This is a genomic window from Actinoplanes sp. NPDC026623 (genome assembly GCF_040638275.1).
Lineage (GTDB): Bacteria > Actinomycetota > Actinomycetes > Mycobacteriales > Micromonosporaceae > Actinoplanes.
In genome coordinates this window covers 1-22892 of record NZ_JBEZXZ010000081.1, presented here as the reverse complement: position 1 = coordinate 22892, position 22892 = coordinate 1, and the positions used below count along the sequence as shown (strand labels likewise).

General features: G+C 71.0%; 19 protein-coding genes and 1 pseudogene. 10 read left to right on the top strand and 10 right to left on the bottom strand.

All coding sequences use genetic code 11. The features are described from left to right. The first annotated feature begins 47 nt into the window (after window positions 1–47). Window positions 48–563 (top strand): sigma-70 family RNA polymerase sigma factor, encoded by a 516-nt coding sequence (locus tag AB0F10_RS23325; protein WP_360628620.1) that lies wholly within the window; start codon window positions 48–50, stop codon window positions 561–563. Further along, window positions 560–1264 (top strand): zf-HC2 domain-containing protein, encoded by a 705-nt coding sequence (locus AB0F10_RS23320; RefSeq protein ID WP_360628617.1) that lies wholly within the window; start codon window positions 560–562, stop codon window positions 1262–1264. The genes AB0F10_RS23325 and AB0F10_RS23320 overlap by 4 nt, the downstream gene beginning before the upstream one ends. A gap of 12 nt (window positions 1265–1276) precedes the next feature. Here AB0F10_RS23320 and rarD read toward each other — a convergent pair whose 3' ends face one another. From rarD to eccE, 3 genes are all read right to left on the bottom strand, one after another. After that, window positions 1277–2221 carry an EamA family transporter RarD gene (gene rarD, locus AB0F10_RS23315; RefSeq protein WP_360628614.1) on the bottom strand — a complete coding sequence of 315 codons (945 nt, stop codon included), beginning with the start codon at window positions 2219–2221 and terminating at the stop codon, window positions 1277–1279. 201 nt (window positions 2222–2422) lie between these two features. Then, window positions 2423–2806 (bottom strand): phage holin family protein, encoded by a 384-nt coding sequence (locus AB0F10_RS23310; protein WP_360628611.1) that lies wholly within the window; start codon window positions 2804–2806, stop codon window positions 2423–2425. A gap of 129 nt (window positions 2807–2935) precedes the next feature. After that, window positions 2936–4804 carry a type VII secretion protein EccE gene (eccE, locus tag AB0F10_RS23305; protein ID WP_360628608.1) on the bottom strand — a complete coding sequence of 623 codons (1869 nt, stop codon included), beginning with the start codon at window positions 4802–4804 and terminating at the stop codon, window positions 2936–2938. A 289-nt stretch (window positions 4805–5093) separates the two neighbouring features. Here eccE and AB0F10_RS23300 point away from each other — a divergent pair, with 289 nt between their 5' ends. The 4 genes from AB0F10_RS23300 to AB0F10_RS23285 all read left to right on the top strand — a co-directional run bounded on the left by AB0F10_RS23300 (window position 5094) and on the right by AB0F10_RS23285 (window position 9208). Then, window positions 5094–5432 carry a WXG100 family type VII secretion target gene (locus tag AB0F10_RS23300; protein WP_360628605.1) on the top strand — a complete coding sequence of 113 codons (339 nt, stop codon included), beginning with the start codon at window positions 5094–5096 and terminating at the stop codon, window positions 5430–5432. Between the two features lie 18 nt (window positions 5433–5450). After that, the gene (locus AB0F10_RS23295; protein ID WP_360628602.1) at window positions 5451–5744 is read left to right on the top strand and encodes a WXG100 family type VII secretion target; all 294 of its coding nucleotides are present in this window, start codon (window positions 5451–5453) and stop codon (window positions 5742–5744) included. Window positions 5745–6005: 261 nt separating this feature from the next. Continuing rightward, window positions 6006–8846, top strand: a complete 2841-nt coding sequence (locus AB0F10_RS23290) for an SseB family protein (RefSeq protein ID WP_360628599.1) — start codon at window positions 6006–6008, stop codon at window positions 8844–8846. Next, a complete protein-coding gene (locus AB0F10_RS23285; RefSeq protein WP_360628596.1) occupies window positions 8843–9208 on the top strand; it encodes a hypothetical protein in 366 nt (121 codons plus the stop codon). Before AB0F10_RS23290 ends, AB0F10_RS23285 begins: the two co-directional genes overlap by 4 nt. An 86-nt stretch (window positions 9209–9294) precedes the next feature. On the opposite strand, the gene AB0F10_RS23280 is transcribed toward AB0F10_RS23285, so the two are convergent. The 6 genes from AB0F10_RS23280 to acs all read right to left on the bottom strand — a co-directional run bounded on the left by AB0F10_RS23280 (window position 9295) and on the right by acs (window position 18442). Further along, window positions 9295–10215: an alpha/beta hydrolase gene (locus tag AB0F10_RS23280; protein ID WP_360628593.1), complete on the bottom strand. Its 921-nt coding sequence runs from the start codon at window positions 10213–10215 to the stop codon at window positions 9295–9297. A 17-nt stretch (window positions 10216–10232) separates the two neighbouring features. Further along, window positions 10233–10700 carry a hypothetical protein gene (locus tag AB0F10_RS23275; protein WP_360628590.1) on the bottom strand — a complete coding sequence of 156 codons (468 nt, stop codon included), beginning with the start codon at window positions 10698–10700 and terminating at the stop codon, window positions 10233–10235. 112 nt (window positions 10701–10812) lie between these two features. Then, window positions 10813–13197: an immune inhibitor A domain-containing protein gene (locus AB0F10_RS23270; RefSeq protein WP_360628587.1), complete on the bottom strand. Its 2385-nt coding sequence runs from the start codon at window positions 13195–13197 to the stop codon at window positions 10813–10815. 170 nt (window positions 13198–13367) lie between these two features. Next, on the bottom strand, window positions 13368–13730 hold the full coding sequence (locus AB0F10_RS23265) for a hypothetical protein (protein WP_360628584.1): 363 nt from the start codon (window positions 13728–13730) through the stop codon (window positions 13368–13370). A 92-nt stretch (window positions 13731–13822) separates the two neighbouring features. Then, entirely contained in the window at window positions 13823–16144 is a 2322-nt protein-coding gene (locus tag AB0F10_RS23260; protein WP_360628647.1) for an immune inhibitor A domain-containing protein, read from the bottom strand. Between the two features lie 312 nt (window positions 16145–16456). Further along, on the bottom strand, window positions 16457–18442 hold the full coding sequence (gene acs, locus AB0F10_RS23255) for an acetate--CoA ligase (protein ID WP_360628581.1): 1986 nt from the start codon (window positions 18440–18442) through the stop codon (window positions 16457–16459). Window positions 18443–18651: 209 nt separating this feature from the next. Here acs and AB0F10_RS23250 point away from each other — a divergent pair, with 209 nt between their 5' ends. Together AB0F10_RS23250 and AB0F10_RS23245 are read left to right on the top strand one after the other, a co-directional pair. Then, window positions 18652–19389, top strand: a complete 738-nt coding sequence (locus tag AB0F10_RS23250) for an oxidoreductase (protein WP_360628578.1) — start codon at window positions 18652–18654, stop codon at window positions 19387–19389. 79 nt (window positions 19390–19468) lie between these two features. Then, window positions 19469–19945, top strand: a complete 477-nt coding sequence (locus tag AB0F10_RS23245) for a PH domain-containing protein (protein ID WP_360628575.1) — start codon at window positions 19469–19471, stop codon at window positions 19943–19945. 311 nt (window positions 19946–20256) lie between these two features. On the opposite strand, the gene AB0F10_RS23240 is transcribed toward AB0F10_RS23245, so the two are convergent. Next, the gene (locus AB0F10_RS23240; protein ID WP_360628572.1) at window positions 20257–21057 is read right to left on the bottom strand and encodes an HAD-IB family hydrolase; all 801 of its coding nucleotides are present in this window, start codon (window positions 21055–21057) and stop codon (window positions 20257–20259) included. Between the two features lie 497 nt (window positions 21058–21554). Between AB0F10_RS23240 and ssd the strand changes: the two genes are divergently transcribed. Beyond that, window positions 21555–22652 (top strand): septum site-determining protein Ssd, encoded by a 1098-nt coding sequence (gene ssd / locus AB0F10_RS23235; protein ID WP_360628569.1) that lies wholly within the window; start codon window positions 21555–21557, stop codon window positions 22650–22652. After that, a pseudogene (locus tag AB0F10_RS23230) lies at window positions 22649–22892 on the top strand (hypothetical protein); the annotation flags it as partial. The gene ssd and the pseudogene AB0F10_RS23230, both read left to right, overlap by 4 nt.

Here is a 22892-nt window from a genome sequence, read left to right as displayed (position 1 = left end):
CCTGCGCACGTAATACGGGTTGGAACGCGCGAGGGAGGTCGGCAGCCTTGGAGGATCAGGACGCCGAGCTGCTGCGCGCTCTGCAGGACGAACACGGGGATGCTCTGTTCGCACACGCCATCCGCCTCTCCGGAGGCGACCGGCAGCAGGCGGAGGACCTCGTACAGGAAACGCTGCTGAGGGCCTGGCGCTACCCGGAGGTGCTCGATCCCGAACGCGGCGGAGTCCGGTCATGGCTTTTCACCACCGCGCGCAACCTGGCTATCGACGCCTGGCGGCGTCGGTCGGTCCGGGTTGGCGAGGTGGTCACCGACATGATTCCCGAGCCACCGCCGAGCGCGGACGAGGCGGACCGGGCCGTGGAGGCCTGGACGGTCGCTGAGGCACTGGGCCGGCTCTCATCGAGCCACCGTGAGGTCCTGGTGGAGTGCTTCTACCAGGGGCGATCGGTGGCTGAGGCGGCGGCGAGGCTGGGTGTCCCGCCCGGCACGGTCAAGTCGCGCACGCATTACGCGCTGCGCTCGCTACGCATTGTTCTGGACGAGATGGGGGTGACGGGATGAGGTGCGATCACGAGCACGATGACGGCGCATACGTTCTCGGTGCCCTCTCTCCCGCGGAGCGCGCGGCCTACGAACGGCACCTCGCGACGTGTTCCTTCTGCCGGGAGGCGGTGGCGGACATCGCCGTCCTGCCGGGCCTGCTCGGCCGGCTCGACCCCGCCGACTTCGAGCGGCTGCTCGCGCCCGACCTGCCGCCACCGAGCCGGCGCAGCAGCATGCCGGACCTGGTCATGGCCGCGCAGTCGACGCGGCGCGAGGAACGCCGGCGGGTCCGCTGGCGGGTGCTCGGCTCGGCGCTGGCCGCCGCCTGCCTGGCGCTCGTCGTCGGCGTGGGCGCGGTGTTCTGGATGGGCCGGTCCGGCGTCCCGGACCCGTCGGTGACCGGACCGACCGTGGCGATGACGCCGGCGAACGACCGGGTGCCGGTGACCGCGCACATCAACCTGGTCAGCGCCGCCGGGGGCACCAAGGTCAACCTCGCCTGCTTCTACAACCGGGCCACCGAGGAGTCGGAGCCCTACCGGATCCGGCTGATGGCGTACGGGCCGGACCGGGAGAGCGAGCAGCTCGGCTCGTGGGTCGCGTCGCCCGGCAAGGAGTTCACCATGTCCGGCGTCACCCACTTCACCGGCGGCACGCTGTCCCGGCTGGCGCTGGTGCGTAACGACGACAAGACGCTGCTCTCCTACGACGTCCCCTGACGGGTGTTCCCGTCAGCGTGGCGGAAGGGCGGCGGCTGGTTCGGCGGTGGCGGCCGCTGAGGCAGCCGCCGTTCTGTCCCGGGCGGCCCGGGCGCCACGGATGCCGTCGACGGTGAAGATGATCAAGGCGATCCAGACCAGGCCGAAGCCCACCAGCCGGGGCGCCGGCATCGGCTCGTGGAAGAGCAGCACCCCGCAGGCCAGCTGCAGGATCGGCGCGACGTACTGCAGGACGCCGAGGCCGACCATCGGCACCCGGTTGGCCGCGCCGGCGAAGAGCAGCAGCGGCACGGCCGTGGCGATCCCGGCCAGCAGCATCAGGATCGTGTGCGTGGTCGAGACGTGCCCGAACCTGGCGCCGCCGCTCGCGTTGAGCCAGCCGAGGTAGCAGAGCGCGGGCACCGCGAGCACGGCCGACTCGACGAACAGCCCCTCGGCGGGCGGCAGCCCGAGCCGCTTCTTGATCAAACTGTACGACCCGAAGCTCGCGGCCAGCGCCAGCGCGATGTACGGCAGGTGCCCGTAGTCGATCGTCAGCACGGCCACGGCCAGCCCGCCGACGGCCACGGCGGCCCACTGCCAGCCGCGCAGCCGCTCGTGCTGCACGGTCACGCCCAGCAGCACGACGACGAGCGGGGTGATGAAGTAGCCGAGCGCCGTCTCGACCACCCGCGACGAGTTGACGCCGTAGATGTAGGTCGCCCAGTTGACGCCGATCAGCACCGCGGCCAGGGTGATGCCGCCGAGCAGCCGCCGATCGCGGACGATGCGGGCGATGAAGCGCCAGTTGCGCATGGCGAGCAGCAGCAGGCTGATGAACAGGACCGACCAGATCACCCGGTGGGCGAGGATCTCCAGCGGCGGCGACGGCGCCAGCAGCTTGAAGTAGATCGGAAAGAAGCCCCACAGCACGTACGCCGTGAGGCCGTATAGATAGCCGCGCTGTTCCTCGCCCATGTACTCACCGTAAGGTCGAGTCCCGGGTTGCGGTCCTTGCATATGTCCCAGCTCACGGGGCCAATCCGTCGGCGGTGGCCTTCGGGTCGCACCGCGCCCGGATCTCGGCACCGACTCGGGGAAACCCCGGCGGCACCCGAAGACGGCACGGCACGCGTCGCGGTCGACGCGTGCCGCAGGCCCTTTACCGCGGGTCTGGAATCAGTCGTCCCCGCCGTCCGGGACCAGCATGTTGAGCAGCCAGCTCACGACGCCGACCAGCAGCGCGCCGAGGACCGCGCTCGGCCAGAAGTTGTCCACGTGGAACGCCAGGTCGAACTGGTCCGCGATCCAGCTGACCAGCATGAACAGCAGGCCGTTGACGATCACGGAGATCAGGCCGAGGGTCAGCACGTACAGCCCGCAGCCGATCGTCTTGATGATCGGGCGCAGGACCGCGTTCACGATGCCGAAGATCGCCGCGACGAGCAGCAGCGTGCCCACCTTGCCGCCGAGGGACGCGGTGGTGACGTGGATGCCGTCGATCACCAGTGTCGTGATCCACAGCGAGACGGCGGTGATCACCAGCCGGATGAGGATGCCCATGGCACGGGATGGTGCCATGATCAGTCCAGTCGTGCGGGAAACACTCCGTGTTCTTGTCCCGGTCGTTGCCTGCCGGTTGCGGCAAAAACCATCAATAGCCGCTTATCGCTCGACCCCGGCGGGGTCGGCTCAGCCGCGGACCGGCGGGCCGATCAGCTGGGCCTCGATCGGGGTCTGTGACAGGGCCGCCCAGCGGACCGCCCGCCTGTTGATCACGCCGACCATGTCCGCGCGGATCTGGGTCAGCCACTTGGCCGTGTCGCCCAGGCCCAGGGCCGCGCCGACCAGGCTCGCCTCCTCCGGGCGCAGCGGCTGGACCAGCAGCAGATCCGCCCGGGAGGCCACGTCGGCGTCGGCCGGGCTGAAGTCGTCGCGGACCACCAGCGTGGCCTGCCAGGCCGCGCCCGGGCGGCTGTCGGCGCCGACCGGGCCGATGTCGACCACGACGAGAAGCGGGTGCAGCGCCGAGCCCGGCGGGATCTCCACCGTCCGCCCTGGCGGGATCACCGCGATCGACTCGCCGGGTACCGCCGCGCCCCGCACGAACGGCTCCCAGGCCTGCGGGCGGGCGGTCTGCACGACAACCCGGGCGCCGAGGGCCATCGCGCGCAGCGCGAGCAACTGGGCGCAGCGGACGCCGCCGACCAGCAGCGCCCGGGTCTGCTCGGGGCGGAACAGCCGGGCGATGACCGGTTCGCCCGTGCGGTTGCTGCCGATCATCAGGCCCGCGCTGCTGATCGGCAGACGCAGGTCGTCAAGCAGGTCGGGGCGGGCCGCCTCGGGGCTGGGCCGGCCGGGCAGCGCCGGTGTGGTGGGCACGCCCAGCGGCAGGGTGGCCGTGAGGCCGTCCAGGTGCTCGCCGTCGAGGCGCCGGGCGGTGGCCCGCTCGGCGGACATCAGCTTGCGCAGCGCGGCGCCCGCGACCGACAGCGAGCCGGTGTCCGGCGCCGCGAGGCGGATGGTCAGGTCGATCGCCGTCCGGTTGCCCATGGCGGAGCGCGGGCCGGCGCCCAGCGCGACCGTCGTCGCGGCCGCGGGCAGCGCCAGCAACCGCGGCACCAGCCGGCGTGACGTCTCTATCCGCAGGTCGGGCCAGCGCCGGAGCCGGAAGGTCGCCTGGGCCAGGCTGCCGATCCGCAGGCCCGACCAGGTCTCCTGGGCGGTGCCGTTGCCGGTGCCGTCCTCGTGTGCCAGCTCGGCGATGACCCGCAGGGCCGCCGCCTCGCCGAGCGGTCGTGCCGGGGTCGGGCCGAGGCGGCGCGACAGCTTGCGGACGAGGCCGGACAGCGCACGCCGCAGGTCCTGCTCCGACCAGCCCTCGGCACGCAGCACCCGGACGGCCATCAGCGCCCGGCTGTGTCCGAGCAGGCGGCCCTCGGTGAGCTGGCGGTAGGAGTTGGCCGGGGTGCCGGCGCCGGCCCGCAGCGACGGCGCGGGCGCGCCGATCAGCAGAAGCTGCAGGCGGCAGGGCGGGTGCTCGCCGCCGGCCGGCGGCAGCAGCCCGGCCGGCGACGGCAGCGTGGCGATCTCCTCGGCGAGCAGCCCGTTCGGGTCGCCGAGCTCGAGCACCGCGGTGATGCCCTGCCCGTCGACGATGACCGCGGCCGGGTCGCCGGCCAGGTCCGCCTGCTCGATGCGGGATCCCGGCGCGACGAACTCGAGCAGCGCCGCCGGGGCGCCCCCCACCGCTGCGGCGTGCCGCCGGCCGGCGAAGCGCATCCCGATGCCGAGCCACTCGAACGCCCAGCGGCCGCGCAGCCGCAGCCAGGTGGCCGAGAGCAGGATCACCGCGAGAAAGGCGCCGGCGGCGAGCGCGATCGGGCCGTTGATCACGCCGACGAGTAAGGCGACGACGGCCACCTGAGTGCTGACCAACTGACCGGTGCGAATACCGAACAATCGTCCATGTCGGACACGCTGGGTGCGGGCCTTCGGCAGTCGCTGCCCGGCGCCGCTGAGCTCGGGAAAGCCGCGGCCGCCCGCCACATCTGCCGTCACCGTGCGCCCGCCTCTCCGTGGTCCGCCCGTCCGGGCGGCCCCATCGTATGACCCGGGCGGTCTGAGCAGGGGGCGGCGGGGATGTCCACAGCTTGCCGAACGGGGCTACCGTGACTGCGTCCAAGCCGTTACGGTCGGCGACGGGAACGGGCAATCGGCTGCTCAGGGGCGCCCCCCACCGCCTGGCGGAAAGGGCTAACCTGAAGGTTGCGTCCCATGCTCCGGTGGTCGTCCAGCACGGCCCGTCCATTCAGGACCCGGTGCGCGACAGACGATTCGAGGAAGCGGGGTGACGTCCGGCGTGTCCGAGACGAAGGTACAAGCCGACGCGATGGCGAAGGCCGCCGCACAGTTCGAAGAGGTCAACAATTCGTTGACCTTGACGCTGACCAGGCTCATGAGTGACCTCTCCGGGCTGCAGACCGCGTGGGTCGGCAGAGGCGGCAAGGCGTTCGAGCAGGTCAAGATCCAGTATGAGAACGACCTCTCGAAGCTGAACAAGGCCCTCGCGGAGACCGCAGAGGCGATCCGGGCCTCCGGTGTCAGCTACACCAGCTCCGATGACTCGGCGGCCCAGATGGTGACCAAGTCCGGTGGCGGTGGCTACTCACTGCCGCTCGAAAACTAGGCGGGGGAGGATCACTTCATGAACGACGGCTTGCTGAAGGTCAACTTCGTGTCCCTGGCTCAGGCCGGTGCCGACATCCAAAAGGCGCTGACCGACCTCGACACGAAGCTCAGCCAGCTCCAGACCGATGCCCGCCCGCTGGTGGACACGTGGGAGGGCGCGGCGCAGACGGCCTACTACGCCCGTCAGGAGCGGTGGACCCGGGCGTCCGACGACCTCAAGGACATCCTGCGGAACATCAAGGTCGCGGTCGACCATTCCGCGCAGGACTACGCGACGACCGAGAGCAACGCGGAGAAGCGCTTCACCTGACCCGCGCGTACCAAATCTTTACGGCACGGCCGGAACGCCCGAAAGGTGCGGTTTCGGCCGTTGCCGTTTCTCGCGTCATTCGACTACCTTCGGTCATCGGAAAGTGTCTCTGTGCTACGTAGGCGCCTTCGGGCACGCTTTGATCACGCAGACGGACCACTTCTTGGCTGTATGCATCCATCCGCCCATTGTGATCGCGGCCTGACCTTGTAGGTTGTACGCGTTGAGGTGGCCTCGTTCGCCGCGAAGGGAGAGGTGGACGTGACCGAGTGGGAACCGGCTACGGATGCCGAGGTCGCGATGCGCAACGCCTTGCGCACCGATGACCAGGAGTCCTACTTCCGTATTCTCGCCGGGGTCGACCTGCTTTTGCCGGTCTCGGCGGACGCCCTTGCCGGCCTCGCCCCGCTCGGCTGGGGCACGTGGAGCACCGGCGGCCGCACACACGTGCTGGCCTTCACCTCCCCGTCGGCCCTGCAGGCCTGCCTGGCCGACTACACCGGCTCGGCCCGCCGGGTGGCCTACACGGAGCTGGCCGACACCTGGCCCAATCTCGAGTGGTGGCTGGCGGTCAATCCCGGCCTGCCGATCGAGGGATACCTGCCGGCCTGGTTCGTGGCTCAGCTGTCCCGTGGCGATCTGCGCCTGCCGACCCGCGGCCCGGGCCGCGAGGGCAGCAACGCCCCGGAGCGCATCCAGGACCTGCACGCGGCCGCGACCCTGGCGGCGAACGCCGCGGCACAGGGTTACTCGGCGGCGGCACAGGGATATTCGGCTGCCGGACAGCCCGGCGGCCCCATGACAGACCGGCCGATGTCGGGCGCTCCGGTTTCCGGCGTGCGCTCGTCCGGCACCCCGATGTCCGAGGGTCCGGCGGGCGGCTCCGCCTACGGCGGCCAGGCCTACGGCACTCCGGCGCCCAGCAGCCCGGCTTACGGCAGCCCGACGCCCGTCGGCCAGGCTTACGGCGGTCAGATGCCTGGCGGTCAGATGCCTGGCGGTCAGGCTCACGGCGGTCAGGCTCACGGCGGTCAGGCTCACGGCGGTCAGGCTCACGGCGGTCAGGCTCACGGCGGTCAGGCTCACGGCGGTCAGGCGCACGGCAGCCCGGCCTACGGGGGCCCTGCTTATGGTGGTCCGCCTCCGGGCGGCTCGGCTCCGGCGGGCGCCGGTGCTGTTCCTCCCGGCGTACACCCGGCCGGTCGTCCGGTGCCGGCCTCCGCGCCTCCGTCGAACGCGCCCGGCCACCCCGCCGCCGCGGGAGCCCCGGCGGGCCCGGGCGGCCTGCCGCTGCGTACCCCCGGCGGGGTGCTGCCCAGCGGTCTTCCCTCGCGCGTGCCCGGCACCCCACAGGGCCCGGGCGGCCGGGGCAACGGCATCCCCGGCGGCCAGTTCAACGGCTTCGGCGTGTCCGACCGCGCCGCCGCGGTGCAGCCCGGCGGCCTCGCGGCCGAGCCCGGCCCGGCGCCGCAGCGGCCCGGTGGCGAGGCCGGTGCGCCGAGCGTCGAAGTGCCCGCCGCCTACGCGCCGCCCGCCATTCCGGCCGGCGGCACCCTCCGGCCGAACATGCCCAGCGCCCTCGACGCCCTGGCGTCGCGGACCGGCGGTGCGAGCGCCCTCGACGCCCTGGGCAGCCGCTCCGGAATGGGCGGCGCGGCGACGAGCCGGGCCACCTCCGGCGAGCCCGCGGCGCCGGTGCTGCAACGCCCCGACTCGCCGCTGCCGACGCGCACCCCGATGGCACAGACGCCCCCGCTGCCGGCCCACATCCCGCCGCCCTCGGACGACGCCGAGAGCGCACCGGCCACCGCCGACGAGTCCGCCGAGCCGCATCAGGACGACGCGCCGGGTCAGGATCTCGACGCGGCGTCGTCCGGCCGGATGACCCCGCCGTCGGCGCAACCGCTGTCCGCGGCCGCTCAGGCCCCGGCCGGAGTCCGCGCGCCGACGGGCGACCAGCCGGCACCGGCCGCTCAGGCGCCGACCGTGGCCCCGCGGGCCGGCATCGCCCCGCCGGTCATCCCCGGCGCGGCCGGGGCGGGCCGTTCCCCGGGCGCAGGCCCGGCGGTTCCCAAGCCGGCTCCCCTGGCGGTGCGCCCCACCGTCGCGTCGACCGCCGGCGCCCCGGCGGCCGGCCCCGAACCGGACGAGGACGACTTCGTCCCCGCGAACGACGTCGAGCGCGACCTCATCCAGGCCGTGGACGGCATCAGCACCGACGCCTTCCTCTCCACCCTGCTGCTCGCCACGGTGCTCGTGCCGGTCGCGCCCAACTCGCGGCCGGGCAGCGCGCCCGGCGAGTCCGGCTTCGCCTTCCGGACCGAGGAGACCGACGGCGAGCGTTACCTGGTCGTCTTCACCAGCCGGGACCGGCTCGCCGAGCACTTCGCCGAGCCGGCACGCACCGTCGCCGTGCGCTTCGTCGACCTGATCCGCAACTGGCCCGACCCGGCCTGGTCGTTCGCGGTCAACCCGACGTCGGTGATCGGCGCCCGATACCCGGGTCCGCAGGTGATCGCCCTCGCCGCCTGGGCCGTCGAGGCCGGGCTCGGCGGCGATCCCGCCGACGCGCCCGCGGAGTCCGCCACTGCGCCGCAGCGGCCCACCGAGCCGTCCGCGCCGCTGACCACCATGCAGAAGGCCGTCCCCGCCGAGCAGGTGGACTACTACCTGGAGCGCGGCTACGACCGGGTCGCCGGGTTCGTGCACCGGGCCGGCGAGGTCGAGCACCTGAAATCGCCGGTCGAGCTCTTCGCGGCGCTCGGCCTGATCTACGACGGCTCGCCCTACCAGCCGGACGCCAAGGAGGCCTACGTGCTCCGGTGGCCGGCACACCGCCCCAGCCTCTACCGGATCCCGTACGGCGGGCAGAGCGAGCAGGCGCTGCGGGCCATGGACGGCTGGGTCATCGAGCGCTCGCCGTTCCGGGGCAACGGTTTCGCGCCCGGCGAGGGCAAGGACGTCATCGCGGAGTTCAAGGTGGACAGTGTGCGGCTGCCGCACGGCGCGGAGTTGTGGCGGATGGACGCCGACGGCGACATGCAGATCGTCGCGACGTTTGACTGCGACGCGCCGGTGTGGCGCCGGGTCGGAGAGCAGTGATGCGCGACGGCTACGTGGTGACCTGGCACGGCCGGGAATACGACGCGGCACCCGACGGCGAGAACGTGCGGATCTACGCTCCCGAGCCCGGTGACGGCTTCGAGGAGGCCCGGCCCGGCCGGTACGTCCGCGTGCTCGAGCCCGGCGAGTTCACCGACCTGGTGTACGTCCGCACGACCTGCTCGTGGCGCGGCGAGCCGTTCATCGTGCTGGCCGAGGCCGACTCCTGGCTGCGCCTCGAATACACCGGCGGCCGGGCACCGGTCGCGCGCGACCTGAGTCTCGAGGAGTTCGACTTCGGGGTCTACCAGGGCTGGGCGCCCGCGCACGAGGTCACCGAGCTCTACGAGCACCGGGTCTAGCGCCAGTAATCGGCCAGGTGCGGCCCGCGCCGGGCCCAGCTCCCACCCCGCTCGCGACGGCGACGCCATGATCGGCGGGACACCCCTCAGGTCTTGAGCCAGCGCAGGATCTCGCCGGTCACCACGTCCGGCGCCTCCTGGTGCAGGAAGTGGCCGGCGCCGTCGATCAGGCGCCACTCGTACGGGGCGATCACGTAGCGGCCCGAGCCCTGCGCCGTCCGCGGCAGCACCGCCGTGTCCAGGGCGCCGTGCATCTGCAGCGTCGGCGTGATCAGCGGGCTCTGCATCAGCTTGACGAACCGGTAGCCCTGCAGCCGCAGCGCCGACCGGAACACCCACCGGTAGGCCTCGAGGGCGCAGAACGCCGCCTGCGGGATCTGCATCGCCTCCCGGCACCGGGCGACGAATTCCGCGTACTCGGGCGTCTCGGCCCACCTCGGGCTGCTCCACTGCCGGATCAGCTCGCCGATCAGGGCCCCGTCGTCCTTGGTCAGCACGTGCTCGTAGCGGGGCACCTGGAAGCGCAGCACCCCCGCGCTGGCGGCGAACTGGCCGCGCGGGTCCGAGAAGAGCGCCGCGCGCAGCCGCAGCGGGTGCGCGGCGCCGAGCACCACGAGCCGGCTCACCATCTTGGGGTGGAACGCCGCCGCCGCCCAGCCGATCATGCCGCCCGCGCCCGCGCCGACGATCATCGCCGAGCGTTCGCCCAGCGCCCGGATCAGGCCGGTGACGTCGGCCGCCATCGTGTAGCCGTCGTAGCCGCGCGGTGGCTTGTCGCTGGCGCCGTAGCCGCGCAGGTCCATCGCGACGGCCCGGAAGCCGGCGTCGGCGATCCGGGTCAGCACGTCGCGCCAGGTCCACCAGAACTCGGGAAAGCCGTGCAGCAGGAGCACGAGCGGCCCGGTGCCCGCCTGGACGACGTGGAACCGGCTGCCGTTGGCGCCGACGGAGCGGTGGGTCCAGGGACCCTCCGTCAGTACGCACGCCTCGTCCACCTGGGCACTCATGCGAAACAGCGTACGGGTTAGGGGAAATGCTGGACGGCGCCCATGCTTACCGCGATGCCCTCGCCACAGAAGATGCGCAGCTTCGCGGGGGTGAGGCGGGCCCGGATGTGGTCACCCTCGATCAGTTTGACGCCGGAGTCCGAATACATCGCGTACGCGACCCCGTCGAACGTGACCAGCCCGTAGCAGGGCCCGGTCCCGCCGCGGGTGACGGTGCCCTCGACCAGCCCGGCGGTGTGCACGATGTCCGTCGGCGTCTTGGGGATCCCGGCGGGCCTGGACGGCGGCGTGCCGGTGGGCACCGTGCCTTCGGGTTCGCTCGGAATCCGGGCCGTGTGCGAGGCCGCCGGGGGGACGCTGAGCGACGGGGCCTGGCTGGGCTGGACCGGCACGGAGGTGCCTGGAGCCACCTCAGGCTCGGAACACGCCGTGAGCAGGCCCAGGGCCAGGAACGTCGCTGCGGCCGTACGGGAAAAAGCGATCATGACGCACCTCCGTGAGTGAGACCCGGTTTCGCGGCCGCGGGTTCCCGCGGGCGCCGGAAAGGGGCGACGCCCGGGGGCCGAGGCTCCCGGGCGTCGCTGTGGTGCGGGTCGGTCAGGAGAACTTGACCTTCAGGGAGGTGCCCTTCTGGTTCACGACCTTGATCTTGACGCCGACGGCCGGCAGCTTGACGCCGGCCCACGGGATCTCGTCGTAGAAGTACTTCTTGGTGTCGTCGAACGTCGACTGCCCGGCCTGGCCGCGGATGTAGCTGGCCTTGCCGTTGAGGTGCAGCGTGAACGAGTCCGCCTTCTGCGTGCCGAACGGCGCGTCGTAAAGCTGGATCCGCGAACGCCACGCGGCGCCCTCGAGGTTGTAGAGCGGTGCCGGGTGGCTGTCGATGATCAGGTTACGACCGGAGCCGGGGTGCACGTTGACGTTGTTGTCAGCGACCGACGTGTCGTTGTACGAGATCAGCAGGCCCTGTTGGTACGAGAAGTGCTCGACCCAGTCCGGCTTGGTGGTGGCCCAGCCGAAGTTGTACGGGCCCGTCTTCAGGTACCTGTCGTACGAGGTGTAGGTGCGGTTGCCCGCGATGTAGAAGTTGTCGTAATCGGCGGTGATCGCGGAACCCTCGACGCTGAAGCCGGCGGCGGTCCAGGTCGGGATGCCCTCGGCACCGTCGACGGCGCCCGCGGTGCCGTTGACCGTGACGGTCAGGTCGTCACCGAAGAAGCCGCCGGCGGAGAAGCCACCGTCGGTGATGTAGTGCAGGCGGACCTGCACCGTCTTGCCGGCGTACGCGGTCAGCGGGAGGCTGATGTTCTTCCAGGCGCCACCGCTGTCGCCGCCGAGGGCCGGACGCGGCGGCACCGCGCCGTCGACGCCCAGCGGGACACCGTCGACCGTGCCGTTGAGCGCGGTCCAGTTGGTGCCGTCCGTGGAGGCCTCGAAGTAGAGGTAGTCGTAACCCTCTTCGATGTTGTAGCGGCCCTTGAGGTCGAGCGACGCCGAGGTGGCCCCGGTCAGGTCGACCGACTTGGTCAGCGTGGTGTTGAGGTTGTCGTCGTTGCCGGAGAAGTACTGGCTCGCACCGGCGAACGGCGCGCCGAGGTCGGTGGTGACCTCCTTGTCCGGCAGGACCACGACCGCGGCCTGCGCCTTCTTGCTGTTGTACTCCTGCGGGCCGAGCTCGAGGGTCTTCTTCTGACCCGCGACCACGGTCTCGTAGTCGAGCCAGCCGAGCTGGAGCTTGTTCCAGGCGCCGATGTCTCCCGGGCGCGTGCCGAGGGGCTCGCCGGCGCCGGAGAGACGGCTCTGCGCCATCAGGGTCCAGAACTCGCTGTTGTTGTTCGTGCCGCCGGAGGTGTCGTAGTCGTCCGGCAGGCCGAGGTCGTGGCCGTACTCGTGAGCGAAGACGCTCAGGCCGCCGTTCTCGGGCTGCACGGTGTAGTCACCGATCCAGATGCCCGTGTTGCCGATCTGCGTGCCACCCGCCTTGTTCGTGGCGGGGCCGGTGATGCCGGCCGAGGTGTTGTACGCGTACCAGCGGTGCGCCCAGATGGCGTCCTCGCCCTGCTGCGGGTCGCCGTCGGACTGGTCGCCGCCGGCGTGGACGATCTGGAAGTGGTCGATGTAGCCGTCGGGCTCGTTGAAGTTGCCGTCGCCGTCGAAGTCGTAACGGTCCCAGACGTCGAAGCTCGCCATGTCGGCCTTGACCTGGGCGTCGGTGCGACCGGAGGCCTTCTGGTCGGCGACCCACTTGTTGGCGGCGTCGGTGACGAGCGCCCACATGTTGGTGTCGGTGCAGACGCCGTGCACGTCGCAGTCGCGACCGTAACGGGCCTCGTTGTACTTGACCTTCACCCAGTCGGAGACCTCGCCGTCGACGCTGTAGCGCCCGGACGACTGGGTCTCGTAGTAGGTCTTGAGCGACTCGGCGCCCTTGCCCTTGCCGAAGTACAGCTTGCGGTAGTGGTCCGCGTCGTAGTTGGCCTGCCACACGGTGGTGTTGTCGGTGCTGCGGGCCGGTGACGGGATCTTGTTGTGCAGCGGGCCCTCGAACGTGGTCGGACCGGCCGTGGCCGGGTCGCTGTCGACGTCCGGGTAGTCCGGGTGCCGGTCGTTGCCGAACTCGGCCAGGATCACGAAGATCCGGTCGGTCCGCTCGCGGCCGAGCTCGACGAACTGGTCCTGGCCGGACCGGCCGACCTTGCGGTGGGTCTCGCCACCACCGTGGGTCCGGCCGATCTTCGCAACGGTGCTGCCGCCGCGCTTCTGGGTCTTGACGGTGCCCTTCAGGATGCCGTTGACGGCCTCCTGGCGCAGCTCGCGACGCTTGTCCTCGAACGGGTTCGGGAGGTCGTCAACCGGGGTCTTCTTGCTGGCCTGGGCCGGAGCCGGATCCACCGGGGGCGCCGCGATCGCCGCAGCCGGGAGCATGATCCCGACGCTGGTGACCATAGCGGCGCCGAGTAGTCCCACGACTACTTTGCGCACTACGTACCTCCGTTGACGTGACCGTTCGCTGTGTGCAGCGGAACGGCGGTAAACGGCCCCGCGATTCGGGGCTCACGTGAAGGTATGCAAACACTCCGATGTATGGAAGTGCCTGTGGTAATTGAAAGTAGATCTTTACGCGAAGTGACTCTGCGTTGATGGACAAAGGGTCAGTTCAGCACGTCCAGGGCCGTCACCTGGAAGAGTTCGCCCGTTCCGCAGTCGATCCGCAGCAGTGAGGGCTCGGCGCGCACCTGGATCCGGGTGCCCTTGACCAATTCGCGGCCCCGATTCTCGTAGAGGGCGAATTGCCTGCCGTCGTCGGTGATCAGGCCGTAGCAGGGGCCGGAACCGCCGCGGTTGACCGTGCCGACGATCAGATCGTTCTGCTGGAACGAATCGGTCGGCTCGCTCGGCGGCGCGGTCGCCCGCGGCTGCGTAGGCAGCGGAGCCCGGCCCGGCTCGGCCGGTTGGGCGCAACCGGCGAGCAGCGTGGTCACCAGGACGACGATCAGGGCGCGGTTCTTGGCCATTACCCTCCGACGTCTTCCGGGTGCGGGCGGTTCCCAACGCGAGGCGGCGCCCGGGAAGTGACTTCCCGGGCGCCGCTGTGCGGTGCGGTGGATCAGCTGATCTTGACCTTGAGGGAGGTGCCGTTCACGTCGACAACCTTGATCTTCACGCCGACGGCCGGGAGCTTGACGCCCTGGTTCGGCAGTTCGGTGTAGAAGTACTTCTTGGTGTCGTCGAACAGCGGCTGCGCGGCCTGGCCCCGGATGTAGCTGGCCTTACCGTTGATGTGCAGCGTGAACGAGTCGGCCTTCTTCAGGCTGAACGGCGCGTCGTACACCTGGATGCGGGCGCGCCACGGCAGGCCCTCGATGTTGTAGAACGGCGCCGGCCGGCTGTCGATGTACAGGTTGCGGCCCGTACCCGGGTGGACGTTGGTGTTGTTGTCGACCTGCGAGGTGTCCCAGTAGGAGATCAGCAGACCCTCCTGGTACGCGTAGTGGTCGACGTAGTCGGGCTTCGCCGGCAGGTAGCCGAAGAAGTACGGGCCCGTCTTCAGGTACTTGTCGTACGAGACGTAGCTGCGGTGGCCCGCGATGTAGAAGTTGTCGAACGTCGCGGTCGAGGTGGCGCCGACGATCGAGAACCCGCTGAGGGTCCAGGTGGTGGCCCCCTCGGCGCCGTCGGCCAGCACGGTCGCGCCGTCCGCGGTGATGGTCACGTCGTCGCCGAAGAAGCCGCCCTCGGAGACGCCACCGTCCGTCAGGTAGTGCAGGCGGAAGGTGATCTTCTTGCCCGCGTACGCGTTCAGCGGGACCGCGATGTCGGACCAGGCGCCGGCGGTGCTGCCGGTCAGCGCCGGCGTTCCGCTGGCGTCCTTCGGGAACGCGGCGCCGTTGAGCGTCCCGTCCAGCCGGCTCCAGGTCGCGCCGTTGTCGTCCGAGGCCTCGAAGTACAGGTAGTCGTAGTCGGCCTCGATGTCGTAACGGCCCTTGAGCGTGACCGCCGCGGTGGTCTTGCCGGTCAGGTCGATGCTCTTGCTCATCGAGTTGTTCAGGTCGTCCGCATTACCGGAGAAGAACTGACCGGCACCCGCGTAGGGCGCGCCGAGATCGGTCGTGACCTCCTTGTCGGGCAGGACCACGACCGCACCCTGTGCCTTCGCGGTGTTGTATTCCTGCGGACCGAGGTTGAGCGTCTTGGACTGACCGGCCACGACGGTCTCGTAGTCGAACCAGCCGAGCTGCAGCTTGTTCCAGGCACCGAGGTCGCCCGGGCGGGTGCCGATGCCCTGGTCGTCCTTGGCGCTGAGGCGGCTCTGCGCCATCAGCGTCCAGTGCTCGTTGTTGTTGTCGCCGCCACCGGAGGTGTCGTAGTCGTCCGGCAGGCCGAGGTCGTGCGTGTACTCGTGAACGAAGACGCTCAGGCCGCCGTTCTCCGGCTGGATGGTGTAGTCGCCGATCCAGATGCCGGTGTTGCCGATCTGGGTGCCGCCGAGCAGGTTGCCCGACGGGCCGGTGCGGCCCTGGTCGGTGCCGTAGGCGTACCAGCGGTGGCTCCAGATGGCGTCCTCGCCCTGCTGCGGGTCACCGTCGGCCGCGTCGCCACCGGCGTGCACGATCTGGAAGTGGTCGATGTAGCCGTCGGGCTCGTTGAAGTTGCCGTCGCCGTCGAAGTCGTAGCGGTCGTACTGGTCGAACGACTTCATGTCGGCGGCGATGTCGGCGTCGCTGCGGCCGGCGGCCTGCTGGTCGGCGACCCACTTGTTGGCGGCGTCGCGCACCAGTGCCCAGGTGTTGTTGCAGACGTTGCTGCCGCAGAGGTCGCGGCCGTAACGGGCCTCGTTGTAGTTGACCTTGACCCAGTCGGTGACCTCGCCGTCGACCGAGTAGCGGCCGGACGACTGGCTCTCGAAGTAGGTCTTGACCGACTCGACGCCGTTGCCCTCGCCGAAGTACTGCTTGCGGTAGAAGGCGGGCGAGTAGTCCGGCTGCCAGACGGTCGAGTTGTCGACCGCGCGGTTCGGCGCCGGGATCTTGTTGTGCAGCGGACCCTCGAAGGTGGTCGGTCCGGGGATCGCCGGGTTGCTGTCCACGTCGGGATAGCTCGGGTGCCGTTCGTTGCCGAACTGGGCCAGGATCACGAAGATCCGGTCGGTCCGCTCGCGGCTTACCTCGACGTACTGGTCCTTGCCGGCCTTGGGCATGGACCGGTTGGTCACGCCCGAGCCCTGGGTGCGGCCGACCTTGACGACCGTGCTGCCGTTCTTCGTCACCGCTTTGGCCTTGCCGCTGACGACGTCCGCAACTGCGGCCTCGCGCAGCGAGCGGCGCTTGTCCTCGAGCGGGTTCGGCAGATCGTCGACCGGCGCCGAGTTGGCACCGGCGACGGGGGCGGGATCGACCGGTGGGGCTGCATTGGCACCGACCGGGGCCATGACCCCGACGCTGGTGACAATCGCGGCGCCCAGTAGTCCTGCGACCACCTTACGCACTACGTGTACCTCCGTTGACGTGACCGCACGCTGGGTGCAGCGGACGGCGGCAATCGGCCTCGGATTCGAGGCTCACGTGAACGTATGCAAACGCACCGATGTCCCGGAAGGGGTTGGCGACATTGATGAGCGATAGAGACCCGTTATGGTTTTTCCATAATGCAAGCTCCGGCATATGCCAGAAATTGGGCCGTAGCCTTGAAACGGCGGCAGACCCTACGATCCCAGGTCTGCCGCCGTTAATAGATAATTATCTCAGTCTTCGGACTTGCTCTCCTGCATGCCCGAGGAGATCAGGTCCATCACGGCGGAGTCCTGCAGCGTCGTGACGTCGCCCAGCGACCGGTGCTCGGCAACGTCCTTGAGCAGGCGCCGCATGATCTTTCCGGACCGGGTCTTGGGCAGCTCGGCCACCAGCATGATCTGGCGCGGCTTCGCGATCGGGCCCAGCTTCTTGGCCACGTGGTTGCGCAGGTCCTGGATCAACTGCTCGCCCCGGTCGCCGGAGGCGTCCACATTTCCGCGCGGAATTGTGAACGCCACGATCGCCTGACCGGTCGTCGGGTCGGTCGCGCCCACCACCGCCGCCTCGGCCACCGACGGGTGCGACACCAGCGCCGACTCCACCTCGGTGGTGGAGATGTTGTGGCCCGAGATCAGCATGACGTCGTCGACCCGGCCGAGCAGCCAGAGCGCGCCGTCGTCGTCCTTCTTGGCGCCGTCGCCGGCGAAGTAGATCCACTCGTCGCCCACGCCGGCGCCCTTGCCGAAGCGCGACCAGTACGTGTCGATGAAGCGCTGGTCGTCACCCCAGATCGTGCGCAGCATCGACGGCCACGGCTCGCGCAGCACCAGGAACCCGCCGCCGCCGTTCGGCACCGACTGCGCCTCGTCGTTCACCACGTCCGCGGACACGCCGGGCAGCGGGGTCATCGCCGAGCCGGGCTTCGACGCCGTCACGCCGGGCAGCGGCGAGATCATCATGGCGCCGGTCTCGGTCTGCCACCAGGTGTCCACGACGGGGCAGGTGTCGCGGCCGACGTGCTCGCGGTACCACATCCAGGCCTCGGGATTGATCGGCTCGCCGACGCTGCCGAGCAGCCGCAGCGACGACAGGTCGTGCTTGGCCGGGATGTCGTCGCCCCACTTCATCATCGTGCGGATGAGGGTGGGCGCGGTGTAGAGGATGCTGACCCGGTACTTGTCGATGATCTCCCAGAACCGTCCCTTGTGGGGAGTGTCCGGGGTGCCCTCGTACATGACCTGGGTGGCGCCGTTGGAGAGCGGGCCGTAGACGATGTAGGAGTGCCCGGTGACCCAGCCGATGTCGGCGGTGCACCAGTAGACGTCGCTCTCCGGCTTGATGTCGAAGACCGCGTTGAACGTGTAGGACACCTGGGTCAGGTAGCCGCCGGTGGTGTGCAGGATGCCCTTGGGCTTACCGGTCGTGCCCGAGGTGTAGAGGATGAAGAGCGGGTGCTCGGCGTCGAAGGCCCGCGCCTCGTGCCGGCCGTCGGCCCGCTCGACGGTCTCGTGCCACCACAGGTCCTTCTCCCCCCAGGCCACTTCCTCCCCGGTACGCCGGACGACCAGCACGTGCTCGATGCTCGGGCACTGCGCGACGGCCTCGTCGACGGTCGGCTTGAGCGCGGACGGCTTGCCGCGCCGGTAGCCGCCGTCGGCCGTGATGACCAGCTTGGCGTCGGCGTCCTGGATGCGGGTGGCGAGCGCGTCGACGGAGAAGCCGCCGAAGACCACGCTGTGCAGCGCGCCGATCCGGGCGCAGGCCAGCATCGCGACCGCGGCCTCCGGGATCATCGGCAGGTAGATCGCGACCCGGTCGCCCGCGGTCACACCGAGCTCGGTGAGCGTGTTCGCCGCCTGGGACACGCTCTTCAGCAGGTCCGCGTACGTGATCGTGCGGCTGTCGCCGGGCTCGCCCTCCCAGTGGATCGCGACCTTGTCGCCGTTGCCGGCCTCGACGTGCCGGTCGACGCAGTTGTAGGCGATGTTGAGCTCGCCGCCGACGAACCACTTGGCGAACGGGGCGTTGGACCAGTCCAGCACCTGGTCCCACTGCTTGGCCCAGCTGAGCCGTCCGGCCTGCTTCTCCCAGAACCGCAGCCGATCCGCGTCGGCCTCGTCATACGCGTCCGCCTTGACGTTGGCGCTCGCGGCAAGGTCAGCCGGCGGCGGGAACGTCCGCGTCTCCGAGTAGAGGTTCTCCAGTGTCTCGCTCATGAGGGCGGCTCCTCTGCCGTGAACGGTCGCTTCGTGTGAACATTAGTTCTGCCGGGTACGCCCGGCGAGAGGTGCAGGCTGTAGCGCCGTCTGGCCGCGCCGAATGGCGGTCGGCGCGCAAACCATGATCGGTGCTGCGCGAATACTGCCACTTCTGAGCTGCTTTGCGCATCCCGAGTCCCAGGTGTTTTTCCGGCTACCGTTGCCCGGTGACTCCGGATCCGCTCGCCCCGCTGCTCGCGCTCGCCGACGTCGAGCCCGCCTTCACCGCCGCCCGGGAGCGCGTCGACGCCGCGCTGCGGCATCGCTCGCTGCGCCGCAAGGGCGGCCAGGTCGCCGCCGAGGTCAGCCTGCGCGCCTCCGTCGCCAGCGCGGCCCTCGAGGACCACCGCCACGACCTGGAGGAGGTGCGCGCCGGGACGGTCACCGACCCCGTCCTGCAGGGCGCCCTGCGGGTCGCCGAGGGCCTCGGCGCCCTGGTGGACCTCTGGCCCCGCGCGCCGCGCCAGGTTCTCGCCCGGCTGCACCTGCTCGCGGCCAACGGCGTGGTGCCCGCCGCGGCGCTCGGGCGGCTGGAGAGCGGGGCGGACCGCATCGACGCGCTGGCCGCGCTCGTGGCCGGAAACGATCGGACCCCGCCGATGCTGCTCGCCGCGATCGTGCACGCCGAGTTGATCACTCTGCGGCCGTTCGCCGGCCCCGCCGGGATCGTCGCGCGGGCGGCCGCGCGGCTCACGCTCATCGGGCGCGGCTTCGACCCGCGGGGCCTCGTCGGCGTCGAGGCCGGACACCTGGCCCGCGAGCCGGAGTACGTGGGCTCGGCGGGTGCCTACGCCACGGGTACCCCGGACGGCGTGCGGTCCTGGCTGCGGCACTACGCGGCGGCCGTCTCGGCGGGCGCCGACGAGATCGCGGAGATCGGCGACGCGGTGCTGGCCCCCGCGTAGCCCGCACCCGGTTGCCCCCCATCTGTATTGTCGCCCGAAACGTCCGTTCGGTCCCACGCTCCGTAGGCATACTCGCCTGGTGGGAGACGAGTGGATCCGCCCGTACACACCCGGCACCGGCCGCTGGCTCGTGATCGGCTGGGAGGCCGTCGCGCTAGCCCTGTTCGGCTGGTCGACCGTGGAGCAGTTCGGGCTGGCCGGCCCGGTCGTGCGCATAGTCGCCGGCGTCATCGCGGCCGGCTGGGTGGTGTGCGGCTGGCGGATCTGCGAGATGGGTGTCTACGTCGGGCCGGGCGGGGTGCGGATCCGCGGGCTGCTCCGGTCGCGGACGCTGCGCTGGACCGACGTCGCGCAGGTCCGGCTGCACCGGCACACCCACCGGATCGGCCGCTGGGAGATCGAGGGCGGGATGACGGTCCTGATCGAGCGCCACGACGGGACGACGGTCAACACGGAACTGTGGGCGCAGGGCGTGGACTTCCACTCCCGGCCGCACCTGTTCCGCGAGGTCTACCAGGAGCTTCGCAGCCGGCACCGGGACGCGGCCCCGGCCTGACCCGGCCGGAAATGAGGGCGGCGCCTCCGAGGAGGCGCCGCCACTTCGCACGTCCTACCGGGTTATCAAGCGTGCACCTGGGTCGTTGTCGACAGTCCTGATGAGGTGCCGCCGCAACGTGCCTGCCGTGGCTGATCGCGCGTGGGTTCCCGGTGGCCGTGCACGGAACCTGCTCTGAGGTCCGCCAGTTCTTTCTACGCCGGTCAGCCCTTGATCGCCAGGGTTCCAGCGGGAAAAGGTTACTTACCGTCATCTGTCAGACGCTTAGCGCACGGGGTATTCACGGTCGGCTCTCCGCCGCCGCGCGACCCTTACGCCAGCGCCGCGCGGGTGCGGCGGTGCCGGCCGTAGATGGCCAGGCCGATCGCCACGCCGACCCCGACACCGATCGCGGCCGCGGCGACCGGCACCGCCGGGCGTTCCCGCAGCCTGCGGCCCAGGGGTATGGGATGACGGAACTCCAGCACCGGCCACGAGCGTTCCAGCGCCACCCGGCGCAGCGCCCGGTCCGGGTTGACCACGCTCGGACGGCCGACCGCCTCCAGCAGCGGAAGGTCACTGCTCGAGTCCGAATAGGCGTAACACTGCGCTAGGTCGTAGTCGCGCTTGACGGCCATCTCGCGGACGCCGTCGACCTTGCTCGGGCCGGCCGCGTAGAACTCCACCTCGCCGCTGAAGCGCCCGTCGACGATGCCCATCCGGGTCGCGATCACGTCGTCGACTCCGAGCTGGGCGCCGATCGGGCGCACCATCTCGTCGCCCGATGCCGAGACCAGCACCACGTCGCGGCCCGCCGCCTGGTGCTCGCCGATGAGGACGGCGGCCTCCGCGTACACGTACGGGTTGATCAGCTCTTCGAGGGTCTCGGCGACGATCTGCTGGACCTGCTCGACCTTCCAGCCCTTGCAGAGCGCGGCGAGGTAGTCGCGGGTGCGCGCCATGGTCTGCTCGTCGGTGCCGCCGAGCCGGAACATCAGCTGGGCGTAGGCGGATTTCACGACGTCGCGGCGGCTGATCAGCCCATCGCGGTAGAAAGGCCGTCCGAAGGCCAGCGCGCTGGACTTGGCTATGACGGTCTTGTCGAGGTCGAAGAACGCGGCACTCTGGCCCACGGGCCGAAAGTGTAGTCGCAAGACGCATCACAGCGGTCCCGGAGACGCGGTGAGTGGTCACGGAAGTGAGACCGGAGGAGAGACGGTCACCCTGGGTACTCGACGGTAAGCCGGTACTGAGGCATGCTTATGTTGCGACAGGGATTCATGTTGTCGGCTTCTGCCGCAACATCCCGCAAGGATTCTCGGTGGTTGCGCCCCCCGCGATCACCGAGTCCGATTCGGCTCGACCCCCCCGGAGCCGAATCTCAGGACGGCCCCCGGCTCCCCCGTCGGGGGTCGTTCCCCATTTCCGGCCCCCTGTGACGCATTTCTCCTGGTCAGGGCCGATGCCGAGCCCGCCGGCGCCGGCGGCTGCCGATAGCAGATCAGCCGGCGGGGTGGGAGTTATCCATAGGTAGGGAAGTTATCCACAGGCGGGCGGCTGCCGGTTGAGCCGGGCCGCGGCGGAACGGAACGGTGGGTGTCCAACCACCCGCCGTACCCGTGGAGCCGCGATGTCAGCCCGCACTTCCGTCCGCACCGGACCGCGCCTGCCGCTCGTCGTCACCGCCGACCCGGACCTCCTCGACGACCTGCTGCGCCTGGCCGCGGCGGGCGGCACCGAGGTCGACGTCGCCCCGGACCCGGTGGCGGCGCGCGCCCGTTTCGCGGCGGCCCCGCTGGTGATGATCGGGGTGGACCAGGCGGCGGCCTGCCTGCGTGCCCGCCTCCCACGCCGACCGCGAATGGTCATCGTCGGCCACACCCCGGGGGTGGAGACCGCGTGGGAGGTGGCCGAGAGCCTGGGCGCCGAACACGTCGCCGCGCTGCCGGCCGCCGAGCCCTGGCTCGTCGACCGCTTCGCCGAGCGCCCGGACGCGGCACCACCCGGCCGGATCCTCGCCGTGATCGGCGGCCGGGGCGGCGCCGGCGCGAGCATTCTGGCGGGCGCCCTCGCGGTGACGGCGGTGCGTACCGGCCACCGCACGCTGCTGGTCGACGCCGACCCGGTCGGCGGCGGCCTCGACCTGGTGCTGGGCTGGGAGGGCGTCGACGGCCTGCGCTGGCCCGCGCTCGCGGGCGCGGGCGGCCGGGTCGATCCGCCGGCGCTGCTCACGGCGCTGCCGCACCGGGGAGACCTGGTGCTGCTGTCGTTCGCCCGCGACGAGGTGCTGGCGGTCCCCGGCGAGGCGATGGCCGCGACCCTGGACGCCGCGCGCCGCGGTCGTGACGTGATCATCGCGGACCTGCCGCGCCAGCTTGACGACGCCGCGGCGCTGGCGCTGGAGGCGGCCGACCGCGCGATCCTGATCGTGCCGGCCGAGCTGCGGGCCACCGCGGCGGCCGCCCGGGTCGCCGCGGTTGCGGGCCTGCACTGCCCGAATCTGGCCGTGGTGGTGCGCGGACCCGCACCGGGCAAGCTCAAGGCACGCGAGGTGGCCCGGTCCATCGGGCTGCCGCTGGCCGGATCCCTGCGCCCGGAGGCCGCGGTGTGCCGGGCGCTGGAGAAGGGCGACGCGCCGGCCGCGGACGGGCGCGGGCCGCTCGCGGAGCTGTGCAAACGACTGCTGAGGCAGCTCACGACGGACGAGCGGGCCGGGGTCGCGGCATGACCGCGACGCCGTTCATCCCGGGCGCCGTCGGGTCCGCCGTCGGGTCCGCCTCCGCCGGCCGGCACGCCCTTCGTGGACCCGCCTCGGGCGGGCCGCGCGGTGCCGGGCCCGATTCGGCCGGTGTCGCCGAGCGGGTGCGGCGACGGTTCGCCACCGACGGGGTCGACGCCACGCCGGCCGCCGTGGTCACCGCGGTGCGCGGCGAGCCGGGCGCGGCGGAGCTCGGCGACAAGGCCGTGC

What these genes read in the sequence shown, in the direction of transcription:
- AB0F10_RS23320 (WP_360628617.1), top strand. Translation starts at nt 560, where the DNA reads ATGAGGTGCGATCACGAGCACGATGACGGCGCATACGTTCTCGGTGCC.
- AB0F10_RS23275 (WP_360628590.1), bottom strand. Translation starts at nt 10,700, where the DNA reads ATGATCGCTTTTTCCCGTACGGCCGCAGCGACGTTCCTGGCCCTGGGC.
- acs (WP_360628581.1), bottom strand. Translation starts at nt 18,442, where the DNA reads ATGAGCGAGACACTGGAGAACCTCTACTCGGAGACGCGGACGTTCCCG.
- ssd (WP_360628569.1), top strand. Translation starts at nt 21,555, where the DNA reads ATGTCAGCCCGCACTTCCGTCCGCACCGGACCGCGCCTGCCGCTCGTC.
- AB0F10_RS23295 (WP_360628602.1), top strand. Translation starts at nt 5,451, where the DNA reads ATGAACGACGGCTTGCTGAAGGTCAACTTCGTGTCCCTGGCTCAGGCC.
- AB0F10_RS23265 (WP_360628584.1), bottom strand. Translation starts at nt 13,730, where the DNA reads ATGGCCAAGAACCGCGCCCTGATCGTCGTCCTGGTGACCACGCTGCTC.
- AB0F10_RS23280 (WP_360628593.1), bottom strand. Translation starts at nt 10,215, where the DNA reads ATGAGTGCCCAGGTGGACGAGGCGTGCGTACTGACGGAGGGTCCCTGG.
- AB0F10_RS23260 (WP_360628647.1), bottom strand. Translation starts at nt 16,144, where the DNA reads ATGGCCCCGGTCGGTGCCAATGCAGCCCCACCGGTCGATCCCGCCCCC.
- rarD (WP_360628614.1), bottom strand. Translation starts at nt 2,221, where the DNA reads ATGGGCGAGGAACAGCGCGGCTATCTATACGGCCTCACGGCGTACGTG.
- AB0F10_RS23310 (WP_360628611.1), bottom strand. Translation starts at nt 2,806, where the DNA reads ATGGGCATCCTCATCCGGCTGGTGATCACCGCCGTCTCGCTGTGGATC.